The 15,633-nt window shown below is 60.7% G+C and carries 17 protein-coding genes; 6 read left to right on the forward strand and 11 right to left on the reverse strand.

All coding sequences use genetic code 11. The annotated features are described in order from the left end of the window. Positions 1 to 121: 121 nt before the first annotated feature. The 8 genes from nuoF to AMC99_RS06145 all read right to left on the reverse strand — a co-directional run bounded on the left by nuoF (position 122) and on the right by AMC99_RS06145 (position 6,898). Entirely contained in the window at positions 122 to 1,414 is a 1,293-nt protein-coding gene (gene nuoF / locus AMC99_RS06110) for an NADH-quinone oxidoreductase subunit NuoF (RefSeq protein WP_061924184.1), read from the reverse strand. After that, on the reverse strand, positions 1,404 to 1,601 hold the full coding sequence (locus tag AMC99_RS06115; protein WP_061924187.1) for a hypothetical protein: 198 nt from the start codon (positions 1,599 to 1,601) through the stop codon (positions 1,404 to 1,406). The genes nuoF and AMC99_RS06115 overlap by 11 nt, the downstream gene beginning before the upstream one ends. Next, on the reverse strand, positions 1,601 to 2,269 hold the full coding sequence (gene nuoE / locus AMC99_RS06120) for an NADH-quinone oxidoreductase subunit NuoE (RefSeq protein WP_061924190.1): 669 nt from the start codon (positions 2,267 to 2,269) through the stop codon (positions 1,601 to 1,603). The genes AMC99_RS06115 and nuoE overlap by 1 nt, the downstream gene beginning before the upstream one ends. Further along, positions 2,269 to 3,480, reverse strand: coding sequence for an NADH-quinone oxidoreductase subunit D (locus tag AMC99_RS06125; RefSeq protein ID WP_061924193.1), 1,212 nt, complete (start codon positions 3,478 to 3,480; stop codon positions 2,269 to 2,271). Before AMC99_RS06125 ends, nuoE begins: the two co-directional genes overlap by 1 nt. Further along, positions 3,477 to 4,331, reverse strand: coding sequence for an NADH-quinone oxidoreductase subunit C (locus AMC99_RS06130; protein ID WP_061924196.1), 855 nt, complete (start codon positions 4,329 to 4,331; stop codon positions 3,477 to 3,479). Before AMC99_RS06130 ends, AMC99_RS06125 begins: the two co-directional genes overlap by 4 nt. Before the next feature lie 9 nt (positions 4,332 to 4,340). Continuing rightward, a complete protein-coding gene (locus AMC99_RS06135) occupies positions 4,341 to 4,904 on the reverse strand; it encodes a NuoB/complex I 20 kDa subunit family protein (protein WP_232301519.1) in 564 nt (187 codons plus the stop codon). Continuing rightward, entirely contained in the window at positions 4,901 to 5,275 is a 375-nt protein-coding gene (locus AMC99_RS06140; protein WP_061924199.1) for an NADH-quinone oxidoreductase subunit A, read from the reverse strand. The genes AMC99_RS06135 and AMC99_RS06140 overlap by 4 nt, the downstream gene beginning before the upstream one ends. A 192-nt stretch (positions 5,276 to 5,467) precedes the next feature. Continuing rightward, positions 5,468 to 6,898, reverse strand: a complete 1,431-nt coding sequence (locus tag AMC99_RS06145) for a coniferyl aldehyde dehydrogenase (RefSeq protein ID WP_061924201.1) — start codon at positions 6,896 to 6,898, stop codon at positions 5,468 to 5,470. A gap of 174 nt (positions 6,899 to 7,072) precedes the next feature. On the opposite strand from AMC99_RS06145, the gene AMC99_RS06150 reads away from it, so the two are divergent. The 3 genes from AMC99_RS06150 to AMC99_RS06160 all read left to right on the forward strand — a co-directional run bounded on the left by AMC99_RS06150 (position 7,073) and on the right by AMC99_RS06160 (position 9,161). Further along, a complete protein-coding gene (locus AMC99_RS06150; RefSeq protein WP_061924204.1) occupies positions 7,073 to 8,272 on the forward strand; it encodes a thiolase family protein in 1,200 nt (399 codons plus the stop codon). A 66-nt stretch (positions 8,273 to 8,338) separates the two neighbouring features. Continuing rightward, a complete protein-coding gene (locus AMC99_RS06155; protein ID WP_157058267.1) occupies positions 8,339 to 8,713 on the forward strand; it encodes a hypothetical protein in 375 nt (124 codons plus the stop codon). Between the two features lie 43 nt (positions 8,714 to 8,756). Then, positions 8,757 to 9,161, forward strand: a complete 405-nt coding sequence (locus tag AMC99_RS06160; RefSeq protein ID WP_061924210.1) for a hypothetical protein — start codon at positions 8,757 to 8,759, stop codon at positions 9,159 to 9,161. A 54-nt stretch (positions 9,162 to 9,215) separates the two neighbouring features. Here AMC99_RS06160 and AMC99_RS06165 read toward each other — a convergent pair whose 3' ends face one another. Continuing rightward, entirely contained in the window at positions 9,216 to 9,686 is a 471-nt protein-coding gene (locus AMC99_RS06165) for an SH3 domain-containing protein (protein ID WP_061927778.1), read from the reverse strand. Between the two features lie 93 nt (positions 9,687 to 9,779). Here AMC99_RS06165 and AMC99_RS06170 point away from each other — a divergent pair, with 93 nt between their 5' ends. Together AMC99_RS06170 and AMC99_RS06175 are read left to right on the forward strand one after the other, a co-directional pair. Beyond that, positions 9,780 to 10,796, forward strand: a complete 1,017-nt coding sequence (locus AMC99_RS06170; protein WP_061924213.1) for a 2-hydroxyacid dehydrogenase — start codon at positions 9,780 to 9,782, stop codon at positions 10,794 to 10,796. 118 nt (positions 10,797 to 10,914) lie between these two features. Beyond that, the gene (locus AMC99_RS06175; RefSeq protein ID WP_061924216.1) at positions 10,915 to 12,216 is read left to right on the forward strand and encodes an ammonium transporter; all 1,302 of its coding nucleotides are present in this window, start codon (positions 10,915 to 10,917) and stop codon (positions 12,214 to 12,216) included. A 3-nt stretch (positions 12,217 to 12,219) separates the two neighbouring features. On the opposite strand, the gene AMC99_RS06180 is transcribed toward AMC99_RS06175, so the two are convergent. Further along, complete coding sequence (locus AMC99_RS06180) at positions 12,220 to 13,791, reverse strand: winged helix-turn-helix domain-containing tetratricopeptide repeat protein (protein ID WP_061924219.1); 1,572 nt, start codon at positions 13,789 to 13,791, stop codon at positions 12,220 to 12,222. 122 nt (positions 13,792 to 13,913) lie between these two features. On the opposite strand from AMC99_RS06180, the gene AMC99_RS06185 reads away from it, so the two are divergent. Next, entirely contained in the window at positions 13,914 to 14,129 is a 216-nt protein-coding gene (locus tag AMC99_RS06185) for a tautomerase family protein (protein ID WP_061924222.1), read from the forward strand. Between the two features lie 71 nt (positions 14,130 to 14,200). Here AMC99_RS06185 and AMC99_RS06190 read toward each other — a convergent pair whose 3' ends face one another. Then, positions 14,201 to 15,619 (reverse strand): NAD(P)H-dependent flavin oxidoreductase, encoded by a 1,419-nt coding sequence (locus AMC99_RS06190; RefSeq protein ID WP_061924225.1) that lies wholly within the window; start codon positions 15,617 to 15,619, stop codon positions 14,201 to 14,203. Between the last annotated feature and the right edge of the window lie 14 nt (positions 15,620 to 15,633).

Genomic DNA, 15,633 nt, shown 5'->3' on the forward strand with positions numbered 1-15,633 from the left:
CCGCGTGCCAAAACCGCGGCGACTCAGGAAGTTATCCGGGATGCCGGTCGCGCGTGAGCAGTTACTTGCAAAACGTCGGATACTCGTCAGTCAGCGCGGGCTGACCGATCAGAAACCGCGCTTATTCGGCTGCTTCGGCGAACTTCGCGTTGTGCTCTTCGATCCGGCGCTCAAGCTCCGGACGGAAGTGACGAATAAGGCCTTGGATCGGCCAGGCCGCCGCATCGCCGAGCGCGCAGATGGTGTGGCCTTCGACCTGCTTGGTAACCTGCTGCAGCATGTCGATTTCCTCGATCGCCGCATCGCCGGTGCGCAGGCGTTCCATCATGCGCCACATCCAGCCCGTGCCTTCGCGGCAGGGCGTGCACTGGCCGCAGCTTTCGTGCTTGTAGAAATAGCTGAGGCGGCTGATCGCGCGGACGATATCGGTCGACTTGTCCATCACGATGACGCCTGCCGTGCCGAGGCCCGAGCCGAGCTCCTTGAGGCCGTCAAAATCCATCGGCGCGTCCCAGATCTGCTCTGCCGGAACCAGCGGGACCGACGATCCGCCCGGGATCACCGCGAGAAGGTTATCCTTGCCGCCGCGGATACCGCCACAGTGCTTCTCGATCAGCTCGCTGAACGGTATGGAAAGCGCTTCCTCGACCACGCAGGGCTTGTTCACATGCCCGCTGATCTGGAAGAGCTTGGTGCCCTTGTTGTTCTCGCGCCCGAAACTGCTGAACCAGCTCGCGCCGCGGCGCAGAATGGTCGGCACAACAGCAATCGATTCCACGTTGTTGACCGTGGTCGGGCAGCCATAAAGACCTGCACCGGCCGGGAACGGCGGCTTGAGGCGCGGCTGGCCCTTCTTGCCTTCGAGGCTTTCGATCATCGCGGTTTCTTCACCGCAGATGTAAGCGCCTGCGCCACGGTGCATGAAGACATCGAAATCGTAACCCGACTTCGCTGCGTTCTTGCCGAGAAGGCCGGCATCATAAGCCTCGTCGATGGCTGCCTGGAGCGTTTCCGCCTCGCGGATGTATTCGCCGCGAATGTAGATGTAGGCCGCCCTTGCCCGCATGGCGAAACCGGCGACCAGCGCGCCTTCGATCAGCTTGTGCGGATCGTGACGGATGATCTCGCGGTCCTTGCACGAACCGGGTTCGGATTCGTCTGCATTGATGACGAGAAAACTAGGACGTCCGTCCTTTGATTCCTTCGGCATGAACGACCATTTCAGGCCGGTGGGGAAGCCCGCGCCACCGCGGCCGCGAAGGCCCGAGGCCTTGACCTCTTCGATGATCGAATCCTGGCCGCGCGCGATCAGCGCCTTTGTATCGTCCCAATCGCCGCGCTTCTGCGCCGCCTTGAGGCCCCAGTCCTGGAAGCCATACAGATTGGTGAAGATGCGGTCCTTATCAGCCAGCATCGCTATCTCCAGTGGGAGTCTGTGCAAGAAGGATAGCGCCGAGAATGAACAGGACGATGCCTGCAATCAGGACGCCATCGCCAAAATTCATTTCGCCATGAACCATGATCCCGGTGCCGGCGATAATCGCCACGGCCCCGAGCGCCATGAACTGGCGTGCGCGAGAACGAAGATTGAGAAGGTCCATTACCAGTCACCCCGATAATCGTGGTTCTCTGTGACCATTTCCTTCAGCGTCGTCGGGCCGCCTTCGGGTTCGCTGGTCCGCTTCCCGTCAATCTGGGTGCCGGTTTTCGGCTGCTCGCCCTTGGCCAGCGCATCGAGGATCGCATCGAGCCGCTCGGGCGACAGGTCCTCGTAATTATCGTCGTTGATCTGGACCATCGGCGCCGTGGCGCAATTGCCCATGCATTCGACTTCGGTGAGGGTCCAGAGGCCGTCTTCCGACACATGCCCCTTGCTCATCCCGCGCTTCTTGCAGGTTTCGAACAATCCGTCCGAACCGCGCAGCATGCAGGGCGTCGTGCCGCAGACCTGCACGTGGTACTTACCCACCGGCTTCATGTTGTACATGAAGTAGAAGGTCGCGACCTCGAGCACGCGGATCACGGGCATGTCGAGATAGTCGGCAACATATTCGATCACGGGCAGCGGCAGCCACCCCTGCGTATCGGTTTCCTCGCCAACCTGGCGCTGGGCGAAGTCGAGCAGAGCCATCACCGCCGATTTCTGTCGGCCTTCGGGATACTTCGCGATCGCCTTGTCGGCCTTCGCCTTCCACGCATCGGTGAATGCGAAATTGCCCCAGCGCTCGCGCAGCTCGGGAGTATCGGGTGCGGGGGAACGGTCAGCCATTAGCGGTCACACTCCCCGAACACGACGTCGATGGCGCCGAGAATTGCGGTGGCGTCAGGCAGCATATGTCCCTTGCACATCATATCCATAGCCTGAAGGTGGCTGAAAGCGGTCGGACGGATCTTGCAGCGATATGGCTTGTTGGTGCCGTCGCTGACCAGATAGACGCCGAATTCACCCTTGGGGCTTTCGGTCGCGACGTAAACTTCGCCAGCGGGAACGTGGAAGCCCTCGGTATAAAGCTTGAAGTGATGGATCAGGCTTTCCATCGAGCTCTTCATTTCGCCGCGCTTGGGAGGGGAAACCTTGCCATCGGTGCTCGCGATCGGGCCCGAAGGCATCTCGGCAAGACACTGCTTGATGATCTTGGCGCTCTCGTAAACTTCCTTCACGCGAACGACGAAACGGTCATAGCAATCCGAGTTCGTGCCGACCGGGATTTCGAAATCCATGCGGTCGTACACGTCGTAAGGCTGCGCCTTGCGCAGGTCCCACGGGATGCCCGCCGCGCGGATCATTGGCCCCGAGAAACCCCATGCCACCGCGTCATCACGGCTCACGACCGCGATATCGACGTTGCGCTGCTTGAAGATGCGGTTGTCGAGCACAAGGCTCATCGCGTCGCCGAACAGTTCGGGCAGGCGCGTATCGAGCCATTCGCCGATATCGACCAGCAGTTTTTCCGGCACATCCTGGTGAACGCCGCCGGGGCGGAACCAGGCGCTGTGCATGCGCGCACCCGATGCGCGCTCGAAGAAGTTCATGCAGTCTTCGCGCAGCTCGAACACCCAGAGGTTCGGGGTCATCGCACCGACGTCCATCACGTGGCTGCCGATGTTGAGCATGTGGTTGCAGATGCGGGTCAGCTCGGCGAACAGCACGCGCAGGTACTGCGCACGTTCGGGCACCTCGATATTGAGCAGCTTTTCGATCGCGAGGACATAGCTGTGCTCCATGCACAGCGGGCTGCAGTAATCGAGCCGGTCAAAATAGGGCAGTGCCTGCAGATAGGTCTTGTGCTCGATCAGCTTCTCGGTGCCGCGGTGAAGCAGGCCGACGTGCGGATCGACGCGCTCGATGATCTCGCCGTCGAGCTCCATGACCATGCGCAGCACGCCGTGCGCCGCAGGGTGCTGGGGACCGAAGTTGATCGTGTAGTTGGTGATGACCTCGTCGCCGGTGGTCGGCGACTCTTCAAGCTGGATGCTCATGCGTCGTCTTTCCCGTCTTCGGGTTCGGTCGCAGCGGGCGTATCCTTCGCACCGCCTTCGCGTTCGGGCCGGTCGGGACGATCCTCGGTCGGCTCAGGCGCGTCATTGTCGATTGCCGTATCTTCTTCAGCAGGCGAACCCGCGCTGACCTTTTCCTCGGCCTTTTCGTCGGTCTTGGCACCGGCGCCGGTCTGCTTCGGGCTTTCGGTCGTCTTGGGTTCATTGACCGGCGGCGTCGCCGCCTTCTCGTCACCCGGCAGAACGTAGTCGGCACCTTCCCACGGGCTCAGGAAGTCGAACTGGCGCAGGTCCTGCGCAAGCTCGACCGGCTCGTAAACTACGCGCTTTTCGTCTTCGGAATAGCGCAACTCGACGTAGCCGGTGAGCGGGAAATCCTTGCGGAAGGGATGCCCTTCAAAGCCATAGTCCGTCAGGATACGGCGGAGATCGGTGTTGCCGGCGAACTTCACGCCGTAGAGGTCGAAAACCTCGCGCTCAAGCCATCCGGCATTCGGCCACAGCGTCGTGATGGTCGGAACCGGCGTGTTCTCGTCGGTCGAGACCTTGACGAGGATCCGATGGTTCCTGGTCAGGGAAAGCAGCATGTAGACGACTTCGAAACGCTCGGCGCGCTGCGGGAAGTCGACCCCTGCGATTTCCATCATCTGCTGGTATTCGTGCTCGTCACGCAGCAGGCGAAGGGCATCCTCGATGCCTTCGCGCTTGATGGTGAGCACGATTTCGCCGTGCTCCTCGCGGCCGCTGACGAGCAGATTGCCTAGCGTCGACGAAAGTGCGTCAAGGACGCCGTCGTTGGAAGTGATACGCGGTGCGGAATGAAGAACCGTCATGATCGCCGATTACCTCTCGATCGTACCGCTGCGGCGGATCTTCCGCTGCAACTGCATCACGCCATAGAGAAGCGCTTCCGCCGTCGGAGGGCATCCGGGCACATAGATATCGACCGGAACGATCCGGTCGCAGCCACGCACCACCGAATAGCTATAGTGGTAATATCCGCCGCCATTGGCACAGCTGCCCATCGAGATCACGTATTTCGGATCCGACATCTGGTCGTAAACCTTGCGCAGCGCCGGAGCCATCTTGTTGCAGAGCGTGCCCGCGACAATCATCACGTCCGACTGGCGCGGGGATGCGCGCGGAGCAACGCCGAAACGCTCCATGTCGTAACGCGGCATGTTGACGTGGATCATTTCCACCGCACAGCAAGCGAGACCGAAAGTCATCCACCACAGCGAGCCGGTACGCGCCCACTGGAACAGGTCCTCTGTCGAAGTGACGAGGAAACCCTTGTCATTCACTTCGGTCTGAAGCGCGTTGAAATAATCGGCATCGGGCTGACGAACTTCGCCAGCCTGCGCTGCCTGGGGCAAACCGGTAGGAGGGGTGATAATAGTGCTCATTCCCAATCCAATGCCCCAACTTTCCATGCATAGGCGAGGCCGATCGCCAGTTCACCGAGGAAGACCATCATGGTCGCCCAGCCAGCCCAGCCCGTGAGGTCGAGGCTGACCGCCCAAGGGAACAGGAAGGCCGCTTCGAGATCGAAAATGATGAAAAGGATCGCCACCAGATAGAAGCGCACGTCGAACTGGCTGCGCGGGTCTTCGAACGCGGGGAAGCCGCATTCATATTCGCTGAGCTTTTCCGCATCGGGATTATGCGTCCCGGTGAGATAGGACACACCCATCGGCAGAAACACGAAAGCGGCGCTTAGACCGGCCGCGATGATCAGAAAGATCAAGATCGGCAGATATTGGCTGAGGTCGATCACAAATTCATCCCAGGGGCTAGAATCTGCCGCAGCCTCTAGGCCCCTCGCCCTTGGTTCGCAAGGGCACGAATCGTGAATTCCCTGCACCCAACAATGCATTGCCGCGAATTTGGCCCAAAGGCTTATCTTTACCTAGCATCGACATGCAGCGGGCACTCGGCTCGCGAGGAGCCGAAATGCCCGCGGCAAGCCTCATTTCATCATCGTCGAAACGGCTTTCTTCGTCGAGCTGCCGTAGGGCGGTTTGAACCCGCCGAGCTTGGCGATGTCGATCTTGGGCTGGTGATAGACGCTGCGCGCATGGCTGAATTCGCGGAAACCCTCGATCGCGTGATAGCTGCCCATGCCGGACGGTCCGACACCGCCAAACGGCAAGTCCTCCATCGAGACGTGGAAGATCACGTCGTTGGTCGTGACCCCGCCGGAAATCGTCTTGCTAAGCACGTGCTGCTGCTCGTCGGTATCCTGACCGAAATAATACAGGCCAAGCGGCCGGTCGTGCTCGTTCACGTAATCGATCGCCTGGTCGATATTCTTGTAGCTCATGACCGGCAGTACAGGTCCGAAGATCTCCTCCTGCATCACCTTCATATCGTCGTTGACGTTACGGATGATGTTCAGTGGCATCTTTCGCATGTTCGCGTTCGAGAAATCCTCGCCGCCCGGATTGACTTCGATAACCTCGGCGCCCTTCTCACGCGCGTCCTCCACCAATCCCTGGAGCCGCTCGAAATGGCGGTCGCTGACGATGGAGGCATAGTCGTCGTTTTCGAGGAGCGTCGGATACATGTTCGTGACACCCTGGGTGACCCCGGCGATAGCCTCGTCCATCTTGTCTTCCGGGACGTACATATAATCGGGCGCGAGGCAGATCTGCCCGGCATTCATCATCTTGCCCAGAGCGATGCGCTCACCCGCTTTCGCGAAATCGGCACTGCGACCCATGAAGACAGGGCTCTTGCCACCGAGTTCGAGGGTCACCGGCACCAGGTTGGCAGACGCAGCCTCCATCACCCGGCGACCGGTCGCCGTTGAACCAGTAAAGACGAGGTGATCGAATGGCAGGGAAGAAAACGCCGCGGCGACCTCGGGCCCGCCAGTAATCACGGCCAGTTCGTCCGGCGTGAAATATTCCTCGACAAGCTCGCGCATCAACAAAGAGGTTCGCTCGGTGAACTCGCTCGGCTTGATCATCGCTCGGTTGCCCGCTGCAAAAACCTGCATGAGAGGCGAAAATGCCAGGTTCACCGGAAAATTCCACGGGCTGAGAATGCCGATCACGCCCTTGGGTTCATAGCGCAGCTCTGCCTTCGCCCCGAGCAAGCCGAGCGGAAACTGGACCTTGCGCTTTTCGGTTTTAGCCCAACCGTCCATCCGCTTGAGCGCGTCTTTCCCTGCGCTGACCGTGCCGGCGATGTCGGTGATCATCGACTGCATGATGCTGCGGTTGCCGAAATCGGCGCTCATCGCCTTGCAGAGGTTTTCCCCGTGATCCTTGAGCAGCGCCATCGCACGCTTGATCCGGTCCTTGCGCATCGACATCGGCTCGGGCCTCGAAGCGGTAAACGCACTGCGTTGCAAGCGAAGGATTCGCTCCATTTCGTCACGCTTGTCGTCAGCCATCACTCTCTCCCTTGGGTTTCGATTTGATATCGTTTTCGCGCAAGCTGCTGGCAATGACAAGCGGGGCATGCGACGAATTGACGACAATGCGAGCTGGCTATTCGATTTGCCTTTGCCGCACTGCAACATTAGAGCCACGCTGAAACCAGTCTCACAAGCCAACAGGAACGCCTCATGTCCCAGTTCTCAGCCAACGATCCGATCGTCATCCTTTCCTATGCGCGTACCCCGATGGGCGGCATGCAAGGCGCCCTTTCCGATGTATCGGCAACCGACCTTGGCGCAACGGCAGTTGGTGCTGCGGTAGAACGGTCAGGCGTTGACGGAAGCGACTTCGAACGAATCTACATGGGCTGTGTCCTTCCAGCTGGCCTCGGCCAGGCCCCTGCCCGCCAGGCTGCACTGAAGGCCGGTCTGCCGAAATCGGTCCAGGCAACGACCGTCAACAAAGTTTGCGGCTCGGGCATGCAGACCGTGATCATGGGCGCAGAAGCACTCGCCAGCGGGACTGTCGACATGGTGATCGCAGGCGGCATGGAAAGCATGACCAATGCGCCATACCTCCTCAAGAAGCACCGTTCCGGTGCGCGCATCGGGCATGACATGGCCTATGACCACATGTTTCTCGACGGGCTTGAAGATGCCTACGACGCGGGCCGCGCGATGGGGACTTTCGCGCAGGACACCGCCGACGAATACCAGCTGACCCGCGAGGACATGGACGGATATTCGATCGAGTCGCTGCGCCGCGCAAATGCGGCGATCGAAAGCGGCGCATTCGCGGACGAGCTTGTGGCGGTTACCTATTCGACCCGCGCTGGCGAACAGACCGTCGACACCGACGAACAGCCGGGTCGCGGCCGTCCGGACAAGATCCCGACGCTGCGCCCTGCATTCGCCAAGGACGGCACGATCACTGCGGCAACGTCCAGCTCGATCTCTGACGGCGCAGCCGCCGTCACCCTCACCCGCGCCAGCGTTGCTGCCGACAAGGGGGTCAAACCTGTTGCCAAGATCGTCGCAATGGCAGCGCATGCCCGCGAGCCTAAGGACTTCACCGTTGCACCTGTCGGCGCAATCGAGAAGTGCCTCGAAAAGGCTGGCTGGAGCGTCGATGATGTCGACCTGTGGGAAGTCAACGAAGCTTTTGCCTGCGTCGCCATGTTCGCAATGCGCGACATCGGCATCGACCATGCGAAGATCAACGTGAATGGCGGCGCGACCGCGCTCGGCCATCCCATCGGCGCCAGCGGCACCCGCATCATCGTGACGCTGATCAATGCGCTCAAGCACAACGGCAAGAAGCGCGGTGTCGCCAGCCTTTGCATCGGCGGCGGCGAAGCAACCGCAATTGCCGTAGAACTGCTCGACTGAGCCAGATTTCGCCAATTGGCGCAAACGTGTTAGGTCCCCTCCTGCATTTCCTGCGGGAGGGGGTTTTTGCGTTTAGCAGCTGGATTTACCCTGATTTTACTGGCTGCCGCTTGCAGCGGTGAAACTGCGCCCGACGGGCCGAAAGCAGGCGATCCCGGCACCTATACCCGCATGATGCCCGACGGGGCGCGCAACCTCACCATCATTCGCAGCGACGGAACCTACGAAACGCAAATCGGCAAGAGCCGAAGCGTGGGCAAGGTGCGCAGCGATGGCGACCAGACCTGCTTCAAAGGATCGTCGGAAGGCGCAGTCGAAACCTGCTGGACCAATGGCCCGATCCGTCCTGGCGGGACCTTCGAAAGCACCGATCTGGACGGGCAGACCTACACCATCACCTATTCGCCGGACGTTCCGGTGGACGAGATAAGAGCCGAATAACGGCCGACCACTCGGGTTGCCAACCTAAGGAAGGGGAAGTGATATGAAGAAATTGATTGGATTGGCATCGGTACTCGTTCTTGCCGCGTGTTCGCAGGCGGAAGCGCCAGCAGCCGAAGATACCACAGCCGACACCGAAAGCGTCGAAGCTGCGGTCGTCGCCGGTGGTTCGGGTGTTTACGAAGTCGCGACGGAAGACGGTCGCATGGCGCAAACCATCATGCTCGAAGACGGAACCTACACCGACAAGGATCCAGACGGGAATGTGGTCGAAACCGGCACCTACACCACAGCCGACAGCAAGACCTGTTTCGATCCAGAAGGCGATGAAGAAGCCTATTGTTACATCAACGGCGAAATCGGACCCGATGGTTCGTTCAGCACGACCCGCGAAGGCGAGGAAGAAAGCATAACGGTGAAACGCGTCGGAGATGCTCCGGCCGAATAACGCCCGAATGCCAGATTAGCGAGAGGCGGCTCCGATGGGGCCGCCTTTTGCCTGTCAGGGCTCGCCCGAGCCCCACAAGCGGTCCTGTGGAGCCCATCCAGCGTGTCCACCAGCGTTGAACTCGCACCAACCGTCCTCGCATTTGCCCAAGGTGCCCACGACACCGGGCTCCGCATTCCATTTCAATCTTGCAGAACTGCCGGCGGCATCGCGAATAGGCATCAGCCCCTCGCCGATGACGATCGCGCCACGCTCCGGCGTCAGGAGTCTCGCGACGACCCATCCGCGAGCGCCGTCGGGGTCCTCGATCAGACGCCAGCCCTCCATTACCCGCACGACCTTCACCGGCAGGCCCTTGCGCTGGTAAACCCAGTCTATACGGTACTCGGCACTTGGACCGACCCGCATGTTGACCTTCTCTGCGCGCATGGATGCCCAATACGGGACATCGCGGTTTTGCGCCCACGCCCCTGCAAAGGGAGTGATGACGAGGAGAAGCAATGCGAGTGGCAGCAGGCGTTTCATGATCGCCGCCTGATAGCGTCTATCCCCTCTTCTCATCAAGCGGACTTCGCACGCAGCTTGACCGCGAGGGGTGATGCAGCCTAGCGCCCGGAAATGGTTACGAGCGCAGCACCGAGTGGCAAACGGTTCGAAGGCACCCCGAAGGTTGCCGTGACACGGCATCTCGTCCCCGAAGTCGAAGCCCGGATGACCGAGCTTTTCGACGTAACGTTGAACCGGGCCGACCAGCCTCTCTCTCGGGAAGAGCTGAAAGCTCTCATGCAAAGCGCACATGTCCTTGTGCCGACGGTTACGGACAAGATCGACGCTGCATTGATCGCCGAGGCGGGCGACCAGCTGAAGCTCATTGCGAATTACGGTGCCGGCACCGAGCATATCGACCTGAAAGCGGCTGCGGCGCGCAAGATCATGGTCACCAACACGCCAGGCGTGTTTACCGACGACACGGCCGACATTGCGATGTGCGGGATCATCGGCGTGCCCCGCCGTATCCGCGAGGGCGTCGAACTCGTTCGTTCTGGGGCGTGGACCGGCTGGGCACCGTCCGGCATGCTGGGCCGCAAGCTCGGTGGCAAGGTCCTAGGTATCGTCGGCATGGGCCGCATCGGTCAGGCGGTCGCGCACCGGGCCAAGGCGTTCGGCCTCGAAATCGCCTATCACAATCGCAAGCCCCTTCCCGAAGCGATCGAGCGAATGCTCGGTGCGCGATATGTCGAAAGCCTCGACGAGCTGCTGGCGCAGGCTGATATCGTGACCCTGCACAGCCCTCTCACGGAAGAAACGCGTGGCATGCTCGATGCGCGCAGGATCGCGCTGATGAAACCGGGCGCATCGATCATCAACACCGCTCGGGGCGAGCTGATCGACCAGGAAGCATTGATCGACGCGCTGCAGTCGGGGCACCTCGCCGGTGCGGGGCTCGACGTCTATCCAGATGAACCTAACGTCGATCACCGCCTGATCGAACATCCCAACGTCATGACACTGCCCCATATCGGCAGCGCGACGACCGAGGGGCGCGAGGCTTCTGGCGAAAAAGTTATCGCCAATATCCGCTTCTGGATGGATGGCCATCGTCCACCTGACCAGGTGCTCGAAGGTTTGGTTTGACAATTTCATCAAAAGCTTTGTGAACGATCGTTTCGTTCGCACTTGAACGCGCCTCATGAAATGTCCTAACGGGCACGCCACACGGTCGCGGCGTTTCCCGGCCAAGGGGAGGTTCTTCATGAAGCGTTTGGCGGGGCTGCTGGTAGCTTCCTTCATCATGCCTGCTGCAGCGATTGCGAAGGATCCCTCGATGATCGCTAGCAGCGACAGTGGCGACACTGCGTGGATCCTGACTGCGTCAGCCCTCGTCCTGTTCATGACCCTGCCCGGCCTCGGCCTGTTCTACGGCGGTCTCGTCCGCCAGAAGAACGTCCTGTCGGTGCTGGTCCAGTGCGGCGCCGTGGCCGCCATCGCATCGGTCCTGTGGGTTGTCATAGGTTACACGCTGGCCTTCGGAAATGTCACGTCGGGCTGGCTTGGCTCCGGCAATGCCTGGATGCTGATCGATCTTGGCACCCTGCGTATCGGGACGACCATGCCTGAAAGCACCTTCGTCCTGTTCCAGATGACTTTCGCGGTCATCACTCCTGCGCTCATGATCGGCGCCTGGGTCGACCGCGCACGGTTCGGCTGGGTGATGGGCTTCTGCGCCCTGTGGGGTCTCGCCGTCTATGCACCGGTCGCACACTGGGTCTGGGGCGGTGGCTGGCTCGCAGCGCAGTTCGGCGTCCTCGATTTCGCTGGCGGAATCACGGTCCACACCACCGCCGGCGTTTCTGCCCTTGTGATCGCCCTGTTGATCGGCAAGCGGGACGGCTTTCCGCAAAAGCTGATGCTGCCACATGCACCGGTGCTGACGATGATGGGCGCGGCAATGCTCTGGGTCGGCTGGTTCGGCTTCAATGGCGGTTCCGCATTCGCAGCAACCGACGATGCATCGAGCGCGATCATCAACACCCATGTCGCCGCAGCAACCGCCTCGCTCGTCTGGCTGCTGGTTGAGAAATTCGCTGTGGGCAAGCCGACCAGCATCGGCTGGGCAACAGGGGCAATCGCTGGTCTTGCCACCGTGACTCCTGCCGCCGGGTTCATCTCGCCGGGAGCCGCCATCCTGTTCGGCGCCGCTGCCGGTGTCATCTGTTACGGCGCCATCCAGCTGGTGAAGTTCCGCCTCAAGATCGACGATTCGCTGGATGTGTTCGCCGTCCACGGCGTTGGCGGCATTCTCGGCTCTTTGCTGCTCGGCATCTTCCTCTCCACCGGCCTCGGCGGCACAGGCTACGCCGAAGGGATGTCGATGGGAGACCAGTTCATCGCTCAGGCCTTCGCCGTCGCTGTTGTCGCGATATACAGCGCGATAGTCAGCGCGATCCTCGCCGTGATGGTCAGCGTCGTGTTTCCGATGCGCGTTTCGAAGGACGAGGAAACCGAAGGTCTCGACATCACCAGCCACGGCGAACGCGGCTGGGAAATGGATTGAGGATTACAGCTTCAGGTCGGCCAGCGCCCTGACGATCACCTCGCGTGCCGGACCTTCAGCAAAGGGGAAGGCGCGCAGGAACTCCTCGCTGCTCGGTTCAGCCACCGACCGTGATCGTGCAAGCCACATCGCGGCCTTCTCGCGATCACCTGTCAGGTGGGCGCCGATCGCTGCAATCAACATGATGTGCCTGTGTGCACCCGGTGTGTTGGCGGCCTGATCAGCATAGATCGAGCCCTGTTCGACATCGCCGCTGGTTAGATGGGCGAAAGCGCGCGTGCCAACCATGGCAAATCGCATCGGGTCGAGCGGGCTTAGTTCGAGTGCGAGAACCGCATCGCCATCGCCGCCTGCGCTATCCCCGGCAAGCGTGCGCGCCCATGCCTTGGCATAGACTCCTTGAGCATAGTTGGGGCTCAACATGGTCGAATGCTCGAAGGAACCGAGGCTGGCGGTAACGTCCCCCTCGAGCCAATGGGTACGTCCGACATTGAAATGCGCGAACGGATCCAGCGCATCGCACCGCACAGCCTGTTCCGCCTTTTCCTTGGCCGCGTCTATCTGCGCTTCGCGGTCGCTTGCCCCATAGAGAAATGCATTCTGGAAATGGGTGAATGACAATCCCCCATAGGCACGCGCGAAATGGGGGTCCTGCGCGACGGCCCGGGCGAACAGTTCGGCAGCCCGTCGATTATCCTGATGGTTGAACCGGAACATGTGGTCGAGCCCGAGGTGATAGGCCGCCCAGGCATCGAGCTGCGTTTCCGGCATGCGGCGTGCGCGCGTAGCTTCGTGCATCGGAATCCGCCGCTCGATATTGGCAAGCACACCGGCAACGATCGTTTCGCGCAGGTCTCCAATTTCGGAGGCTGCACCGCGATAACGCTCGTTCCAGATGACGCCTGCCGTCCGTGCATCGGACAGCTCGACCCGTATGACTACCTCGGCACCGATGCTCTCGACGCTTCCTGTAATCAGATAGCCCACTTTCAGCGCCTGCCCGATGGCAACCACATCGGCGCTTTCGCTGCTGAAGCGGAACGAGGAGCCTCGAGCGATCACGAACAGATATCTTAACCGGGCAAGGTCGGTGATCAGTTCACCCGGAAGAGCCTGGGCCACGAAATCCATCTGGCCCTGCTCACCGACGACCCTGAAAGGCAGGACCGCAATGGATGGTCGTTTGGGGGCAGCGACCACCTGTTCGGTCAAATCCGCAGTCTGAACCGCAGCGGGGGCAAGCCGGCGCACTTCGGTTTCGACGTGTCCGACAAAGCGTAATCCGCGCCCGTGAACCGTCTTTATGAAACGCTGCGCTTTGCCGTCGTCGCCCAGCACCTGCCTGGCCGACTTGATACGGGAGGTTATCGCGGTTTCCGAAATGACGCGCCCGTCCCAGACCTTTTCGATGATCTCGTCCTTGTCGATCATTCTTTCGGAGTTCGCGACGAGGAGCAGGATCAGCGAAAGCACCTGCGGTTCCACCGCAACCGCAACGCCATCGGCGCGCAATTCGAAGCGCGCAGGATCGAGCTCGAAACGATCAAAACGGTAAAGAACGACGTCCGACTGCATTTATGGAGGCAATCTCCATGAAATCTCCAGACCCTCTCCAAGCATCGCCAGATCGACACGAATATCAAGAGGGCATCGGATCAATAGCGATCCGGACCAAACTCTAAATGAAGGAAATTGAAATGCCGCTCGTAACTATCGATGTCATCAAGGACGTATTCACCGCCGAAGAAAAGGCCGAACTGATCGAAAACGTCACCGAAGCCATGATCAAGGTCGAGGGTGAAGGCATGCGCCAGGTCACCTGGGTCCGCATCATGGAAGTCGAACAGGGCGACTGGGCAATCGGTGGCAACCGATTGGGTGCCGGCGACGTGCAGTCACTCAAGGCTGCCTGACGCCTGTCAGATTATCTGGAACGGTTGCACCGGGGGGACAAATCCCTCCGGCGCATCTGTTCGTGCGAGGCTCAATCGCCGGTCAGGATCCGATCGACCAGTTCCTTCACCGTCGGGGTGAAGTTGTTCGAATAGAACGGGTCCTGCTTGAACCGGTATGCCGCGTGGCCGGCGAATGCGAGGTTTTCGTCCGGGTCGCCGCCATGGGCGATATCCTGCAGCGTCTTCTGGATGCAGAAGCTGCGCGGATCGGCAAGTCGACCGGTCGTGTGGTCGTCATGGTCCTTCCAGCTCGAGAACTGGCAATGCGACAGGCATCCCATGCAACCCTGCTGGTCGGCGCGGATCTGCTCTGCGCTGTCGGGCGTCACGAAAACGACCGTGCCATCGGGAGTCTTCAGGGCTTCCGTGAACCCTTCGTGCATCCACGCCTGTGCCTTGCGCTGATCGCCGGGGTGGACGAAGAAGTATTTCGCCTTGCCGTGATCGGCCAGCGGAACGGTGCCCTCTTCCTCGTCGCGCTTGAAAATCGGGATCTGGCGCTCCGAACGGTGCATCAGGTCATAGAGGAACGGGGTTTTCACCGCGCTGGAATAAAAGCCGGTGGGGCTGAACTTGTGAAGCAGGACGTCGCCCGGCTCGACCGTGCGGAGCATATCCTTCCAGACCTGCGGGATCGGGCTTTCCTGCGTCAGCAGCGGACGCGTGCCGAACTGGAACAGGACTTTGCCGAGCTCGGGATTGTCGATCCAGTTCTCCCATTCGCGCAGGAACCAGACACCGCCGGCCATGACGATTCCGGTTTCTTCCGAAACGCCTTCCTTGCGCATGGTGTCGCGCAATTCCTTGACCCGCGGATACGGGTCTTGCGGAACGCGCGGATCTTCCGCGTTGGAAAGGCCGTTATGTCCGCCTGCGAGCCACGGGTCCTCGTAAACGACCGCGGCCATCAGTTCGGGAACCTTGGAATAGCTGCGCTTCCAAAGTGCACGGAATGCTCGGGCCGAGCTGATGATCGGAAGATAGTGTACGTTGTATTTCGCCGCGATCTCGGCAAGCTTGTAGGGCATACCTGCACCGCAAGTGACGCCGGTGATCATGCCCGGACAGTTTTCGAGCACGCCTTCCAGCACCTGCTGCGCGCCGCCCATTTCCCAGAGCACGTTGATATTGATCGCGCCCTTGCCGTCAGCAATCTCATAGGCGCGCTTGACCTGCTCGGTCGCGCCATCGATGCCGTAGCGGACGAGCTGTTCAAAACGCTCCTTGCGCGTCGCCTGCGGGTAAACCTGGGGAATGGGGTTGCCGTCTTCGTCGTAACTGTCGGCATTGACCGCGCTGACGGTACCGATGCCGCCGGCTGCGGCCCACGCACCGCTCGATGCATGATTGGTCGCGGAAACACCCTTGCCGCCTTCGACCAGCGGCCAAACTTCTCGCCCGCCATAATTGATGGGCTTAAGTCCTTTAAACAATGATTGGCTCCCCATTGGGGGCGCGGTAC

The organism is Altererythrobacter epoxidivorans (genome assembly GCF_001281485.1).
GTDB lineage: Bacteria > Pseudomonadota > Alphaproteobacteria > Sphingomonadales > Sphingomonadaceae > Erythrobacter > Erythrobacter epoxidivorans.

Bases quoted from the DNA above. Each gene is read 5' to 3' on its own strand.
- AMC99_RS06130 (WP_061924196.1), bottom strand. From the start codon at position 4,331: ATGACGGTTCTTCATTCCGCACCGCGTATCACTTCCAACGACGGCGTC.
- AMC99_RS06170 (WP_061924213.1), top strand. From the start codon at position 9,780: ATGGTTACGAGCGCAGCACCGAGTGGCAAACGGTTCGAAGGCACCCCG.
- AMC99_RS06180 (WP_061924219.1), bottom strand. From the start codon at position 13,791: ATGCAGTCGGACGTCGTTCTTTACCGTTTTGATCGTTTCGAGCTCGAT.
- AMC99_RS06185 (WP_061924222.1), top strand. From the start codon at position 13,914: ATGCCGCTCGTAACTATCGATGTCATCAAGGACGTATTCACCGCCGAA.
- AMC99_RS06135 (WP_232301519.1), bottom strand. From the start codon at position 4,904: ATGAGCACTATTATCACCCCTCCTACCGGTTTGCCCCAGGCAGCGCAG.
- AMC99_RS06160 (WP_061924210.1), top strand. From the start codon at position 8,757: ATGAAGAAATTGATTGGATTGGCATCGGTACTCGTTCTTGCCGCGTGT.
- AMC99_RS06125 (WP_061924193.1), bottom strand. From the start codon at position 3,480: ATGAGCATCCAGCTTGAAGAGTCGCCGACCACCGGCGACGAGGTCATC.
- AMC99_RS06115 (WP_061924187.1), bottom strand. From the start codon at position 1,601: ATGGACCTTCTCAATCTTCGTTCTCGCGCACGCCAGTTCATGGCGCTC.
- AMC99_RS06165 (WP_061927778.1), bottom strand. From the start codon at position 9,686: ATGAAACGCCTGCTGCCACTCGCATTGCTTCTCCTCGTCATCACTCCC.
- AMC99_RS06145 (WP_061924201.1), bottom strand. From the start codon at position 6,898: ATGGCTGACGACAAGCGTGACGAAATGGAGCGAATCCTTCGCTTGCAA.
- nuoF (WP_061924184.1), bottom strand. From the start codon at position 1,414: ATGCTGGCTGATAAGGACCGCATCTTCACCAATCTGTATGGCTTCCAG.
- nuoE (WP_061924190.1), bottom strand. From the start codon at position 2,269: ATGGCTGACCGTTCCCCCGCACCCGATACTCCCGAGCTGCGCGAGCGC.
- AMC99_RS06190 (WP_061924225.1), bottom strand. From the start codon at position 15,619: ATGGGGAGCCAATCATTGTTTAAAGGACTTAAGCCCATCAATTATGGC.
- AMC99_RS06150 (WP_061924204.1), top strand. From the start codon at position 7,073: ATGTCCCAGTTCTCAGCCAACGATCCGATCGTCATCCTTTCCTATGCG.
- AMC99_RS06175 (WP_061924216.1), top strand. From the start codon at position 10,915: ATGAAGCGTTTGGCGGGGCTGCTGGTAGCTTCCTTCATCATGCCTGCT.